The organism is Actinomadura montaniterrae (genome assembly GCF_008923365.1).
Lineage (GTDB): Bacteria > Actinomycetota > Actinomycetes > Streptosporangiales > Streptosporangiaceae > Spirillospora > Spirillospora montaniterrae.
Window position 1 is genome coordinate 1 of sequence record NZ_WBMR01000393.1, and the last position, 4,880, is coordinate 4,880.

Here is a 4,880-nt window from a genome sequence, read left to right on the forward strand (position 1 = left end):
TGCGGCGCGCCAGCCGCTCCCGCTCCCGGGTCGCCGCCTCCAGCTCCACGGCCCGCGCCAGCCGCGCCTCCGCCTCGCGCGCGAGGCGCACCACCTGCCCGACGACCAGGCCGGCGAGGAGCAGCAGCACGATGCCGTTCAGGGTGGTGTTCCCGATCCCGCCGGCCGTCCCGGCGACGGCGTGCACCAGCAGGTTCGCGACGCCGAGGACGAGGGCCGCGGTGACGCCGAGCCGCCGCCCGCCCCACACGGCCCAGGCGAGCACGGACGCGGCGACCCACGACACCGGCAGCGTCGGGCGGCCCGTCGCGATGTGGTGCGGGGTCTCCACCCACGCGGTCGTGAGGATGCACCCGAACGCGACGGCGAGGTCGGCGACCAGGAGCGGCCAGCCGCGCCGGGCCCGGTCGCGGTACGCCAGCGTCGCGACGCCCGTCCAGACGGCCAGGACCGCGAGGACGGCCCAGCCGCCCAGCGGGTGCGCGTAGCCGCCGGAGTTCTTGCCGATCACGACGGCGGCGTAGACCAGCGCCAGCGCCCGGTACACCGCGACGGACCGCCACAGCGCCGCGTCCAGGCCGGCCAGGCCCCCGCCGGTGTCGTCGCGCACGGATCAGTCCTCGGTGAAGCCCTCGTCGCCGTCCTCGACGGGACGGACGGGCTTGCCGGCCATCTCGGCCTTGACCTCGGCGGCGTACCGGTCGACGTACTCCTGCCCGGACAGCTTCTGGATCGCCTGCATGATCTCGTCGGTGACCGTGCGGAGCACCTCGCGGTCGTCCTCGCGGCCGAAGTAGCGGGAGAAGTCCATCGGCTCGCCGAACCGCACGCCCGGGCGGACGCCGAGCCGCGGGTACGGCTGCCCGGGCGGCATCAGCTTGAACGTGTTGACCATCGCCATCGGGATCACCGGGACGCGGGACTTCAGCGCCAGCCGCGCCACCCCGGTCTTGCCGCGGTAGAGCCGCTCGTCCGGCGCCCGGGTGCCCTCGGGGTAGATGCCGAGCAGCTTGCCCTCGCCGAGGATCCGCAGGCCGGTCTGGAGCGCCGCGTCCGCCTCCGGGCCGCCGGTCCGGTCGACCGGGACGACCCCGACGCCGGTGAAGAACCCCTTGCTGATCAGGCCCTTGATCCCCTTGCCGGTGAAGTACTCGCCCTTGCCGATGAAGAAGATCGGCCGCATCAGCGGCAGCGGGCCGAAGAAGTGGTCCGCGAAAGACTGGTGGTTGCACGCCAGCAGCGCGGGCCCGCGCTTCGGGACGTTCCGCATCCCCCGGTTCCGCGGCCACCATGCGCCGTACATGATGGGTGAGAGTACGACCCTCAGCAGGATCCAGAACCAGAGCATGCCGACACCTTCCTCCGAGCCGCGTGCGCACGCGGCGCGCAAGACCGAGTCCCCGTCCGAGGGGGGTAATGATGGGACATCTTCGCATCCCGGCGGTCCCTCGCCCACACCACTGTCCCGGTGCCGGTGCCCGGTCCGGCACACCCCGCGGCCGGATGAACGTAGGCTCTAATCGGAAATCTCAATCGGGTGCGCCCGGGGGCTTGTCCCGGGCGGCGCAGCGAATACCGTGGGACACACGTTTCGGGTCGTCCGGGAGTGCCGCCGCGCATCGCGGCGGGCGGCCGGGCGCACACCTCAATGGGGGAGCGGAGGCCGCCATGCCGGTGCTGTCGGTCACGCCGGAGTCGTCGAAGGAGCCGGCCCCGTGAATCGCCGTGGCAATGGACTGTCCGCCGACACCTACGCGCCGCTGGTCGACCTCGCCCCGCATCTGGCCGACGCGATGCTCGCGGCGCTGGGCGAGGCGGGCGTGGCGGCCTACGCCGCGTCGCCGGACGGCCTGCCCGAGATCGCCGGGACGGCCGCCGACCCCGTCGGCGACGTCCTCGACCGGCTGTACGTGGACGTCGACATGAAGCCGGCCGCCGAGGGGATCCTGCGCGCGCATCTGGCGCGGCTGCGGGACGCGGGCGTGCGCGGCGACGGCGACGGCCGCCCCGAGACCGACCTCGCCGGCCCGAAGGCCGACGCGCCGCCCGGCCGCGACGGGGTGCACGACGGGCCGCGCGACGGCGGCCTCGACGGCTCCTTCGACGACGCGTTCGACGGCGTGTTCGACGCGACCGCGCCGGGACGCCGGGGCGACGGCGAGCCCGGCGGCGGGCCGGGGGCGTCCGGCGCGTCCGGGAAGGGCGACGAGGGCGGCCAGGGCCGCGACCTCGACGAGGACGCCATCTGGGCGCAGATCGTCGCGGGGTTCGACACGGCGCCGGAGGGCGACGAGGTCCCGTGGCCCGACCAGGAGAACATCGACGAGCGGCCGGGGCCGCCGCGCGAGGGCGACGACCGCACCGGCCGGCTGCCGCGGGCCCGGGTGATCCGGCCCGCCGACGAGGCCCCCGAGTTCCCGCCGGACGACGATGACGAGGGCCACTACATCCCGCCGCCTCCGCCGCCGCTGCCGAGCGCGGACCCGCTCACCAAGGGCGCGTGGATCGCGCTGATCGGCGGCCCGGTCTACCTGCTCGTCACGGTGATCCTCGACTGGGAGGTGCCCGGCTGGGCCGCGTTCCTGGCGGTCGCCGCGTTCATCGGCGGGTTCGTGACGCTCGTCCTGCGGATGGGCGACGAGCCCCGGGACCCCGACGACGGCGCCGTCGTCTAGTCCGCGCGCTCGACCCGGGCGCCCGGCAGCCGGAGGTCGGCGCCCGGCAGCCGGAGGTCCGCCCGCAGCGGCCGGTGGTCGGTGGCGCGGACGTGGTCGCCGGGCTCGTCCGGCGGCACCCCGCACCCGGCCACCTCGACGCCGGGGTCGGCGAACACCCCGTCGATGCGGCGGCGCGGGTCGCGCGCGGAGAACGTGAGCTCCTCCCCCTCCGGCGCGGTCGCGTGGCCGTCCTGGAAGTGCTCGGTGAGCAGCGTCCAGGACGGGCCGCCGGGCTCCTCGTTGATGTCGCCCGCGAGCACGACCGGCGCGCCGTACCGGGCGCGGGCCCGGTCGAGATGCGCCAGCACCTCGCCGACGTGCCGCAGCCGCGGCCCGTCCGCGAGGTCGAGGTGGGTGCTCGCCGCGATCAGCCGCGCACGGCCGACCTCCAGCACCGCGACCGCGAGCGCCCGCCTGTGCAGATCCTTGTCCGGCGTGAGCAGGTGGAACTCGCGGTGGACGCGGCGGACGCGCGGCGCCGCAAGGACCGCGAGGCCGCACGCCCGGCGGCCCGCCGCCACGTCCATCCCGCACGCCCGCGCCAGCCGGCGCCGCTGCGCCCGCCAGCCCCAGAACCGCGGCACCTCCTGCAGGCACAGCACGTCCGGGCCGTTCGCGCGGACGACCCGCGCCACGGCCTCCGGGTCGTCGCGCAGCGACCGGATGTTGTAGCTCAGCACCCGCACCGGCGTCGCCACGGCGAAGCCCTCAGACCGCCGCGTCCTGGAGGGGGCGGACGCGGGCGAGGTCGGCGGCGCCGACGATCCCGGCGGCCGAGCCGAGCTCGGCGATCCGGATGTCGGGCAGCGGGCGGTGCCCGCGGCCGGTCAGCGCCTCCTCGAACGCGACGCGGATCGGGTCGAGCAGCAGGTCGCCGGCGTCGGACAGGCCGCCGCCGATGATGAACGCGCCCGGATCCAGGATCGCGGACAGGTCGGCGAGGCCCTGCCCCGCCCAGTGCGCGATCGTCCGGAAGCACTCCAGCGCGGCCTTGTCGCCCTCCCGGGCCGCCTGCGACACCTCGGGGCCGCTGATGCCCTCCGGCCGGCCGCCGCCGAGCTCCAGCAGCCGGCCCGCCATCGCCGGCGCGACCCGCGCCAGGTCGCGGGCCTCGTGGACGAGCGCGTTCCCGCTGGCGTACTGCTCCCAGCAGCCGCGGTTGCCGCAGCCGCAGCGGCGCCCGTCCGGGACGACCCGGAAGTGCCCCATCTCCGCGCCGATGCCGAACCGGCCCCGGTACAGCTCGCCGTTGATGATGATGCCGCCGCCGATGCCGGTGCCGAGCGCCACCAGCACCAGGAAGTTCTCGCCGCGTCCCGCGCCGAACTTCGCCTCGCCCCAGGCGGTGGCGTTGCCGTCGTTCTCCACCACGACCGGCAGCCCGACGAGGTGCTCGACCTTCTCCCGGATCGGCTCCTCGCGCCAGGCGAGGTTCGGCGCGAACAGCACGTGGGAGCGGGTCTCGTCGACGAACCCGGCGGCGCCGAGGCCGACCGCCGACACCTCCGCGTACTTGCCCTTCAGCAGGTCGACGACCTCGGCGATGGTCTCGGCGGTCTCCTTGGGGTTGGTCGAGGGAGTCGGCCGCCGGACCTTCTCCAGGATCGTTCCCCGGTCGTCGACGACACCGGCGGCGACCTTCGTGCCGCCCACGTCCACGCCGATGGTCAGGGCCATGTACGCTTCCTCCTCCTCGGGCGCCCCTGGCTGGAGCCCGTCCGCACCACTAGCCGATGTCGATGGGGTCGCCGCCGGTGGCGGCCGCCCACGGGTCGCCCGGCTCCTCGCGCGGCTTCTCCGCGCTCGGCTTCTCCGTGCGCGGCGGCTCGCCGTGCGGGGCCTCGTCGCGGGGCGACCGTCCCGACCGATCGGACCTACCCGCCCCGGGGCCCGCCGACGCATCGCGCGGCCGCGGAGGCCGGTTCCGGTTCGTCTCCGGGCGGGTGCGGTCGAAGCCCTGCACCACGTCCAGCGCGGCGGCCAGCAGCGACTGCCCGGCCTCCCGGACGTGCCGGCCCACGTCGTGGCCCGACTCGCGGGACACCGCGATGGCCCGGCAGACCGGGCAGTGGCAGCACTCGGGGGCGCCGGTGGCGTAGCGCGGCGGCTCGGCGGTCGCGGTCGCCCACACGTCGCCGTCGCCGCCGTCGCGGGACCGGCCGC

5 protein-coding genes and 1 pseudogene are annotated in these 4,880 nt (G+C 75.9%); 1 reads left to right on the forward strand and 5 read right to left on the reverse strand.

The annotated features are described in order from the left end of the window. On the reverse strand, positions 1-610 hold a 610-nt coding region (locus F9B16_RS49195; RefSeq protein ID WP_225992659.1), incomplete at its 3' end, for a DUF5931 domain-containing protein. Positions 611-613: 3 nt separating this feature from the next. Further along, a complete protein-coding gene (locus F9B16_RS49200; protein WP_151547147.1) occupies positions 614-1,348 on the reverse strand; it encodes a lysophospholipid acyltransferase family protein in 735 nt (244 codons plus the stop codon). A 367-nt stretch (positions 1,349-1,715) separates the two neighbouring features. Here F9B16_RS49200 and F9B16_RS49205 point away from each other — a divergent pair, with 367 nt between their 5' ends. After that, entirely contained in the window at positions 1,716-2,675 is a 960-nt protein-coding gene (locus F9B16_RS49205; RefSeq protein WP_151547148.1) for a hypothetical protein, read from the forward strand. On the opposite strand, the gene F9B16_RS49210 is transcribed toward F9B16_RS49205, so the two are convergent. From F9B16_RS49210 to F9B16_RS52025, 3 genes and pseudogenes are all read right to left on the reverse strand, one after another. After that, positions 2,672-3,415: an endonuclease/exonuclease/phosphatase family protein gene (locus F9B16_RS49210; protein WP_151547149.1), complete on the reverse strand. Its 744-nt coding sequence runs from the start codon at positions 3,413-3,415 to the stop codon at positions 2,672-2,674. The two genes, F9B16_RS49205 and F9B16_RS49210, sit on opposite strands and share 4 nt — an antisense overlap. A gap of 10 nt (positions 3,416-3,425) precedes the next feature. Next, positions 3,426-4,394: an ROK family glucokinase gene (locus F9B16_RS49215; RefSeq protein ID WP_151547150.1), complete on the reverse strand. Its 969-nt coding sequence runs from the start codon at positions 4,392-4,394 to the stop codon at positions 3,426-3,428. Between the two features lie 49 nt (positions 4,395-4,443). Beyond that, a pseudogene (locus F9B16_RS52025) lies at positions 4,444-4,880 on the reverse strand (hypothetical protein); the annotation flags it as partial.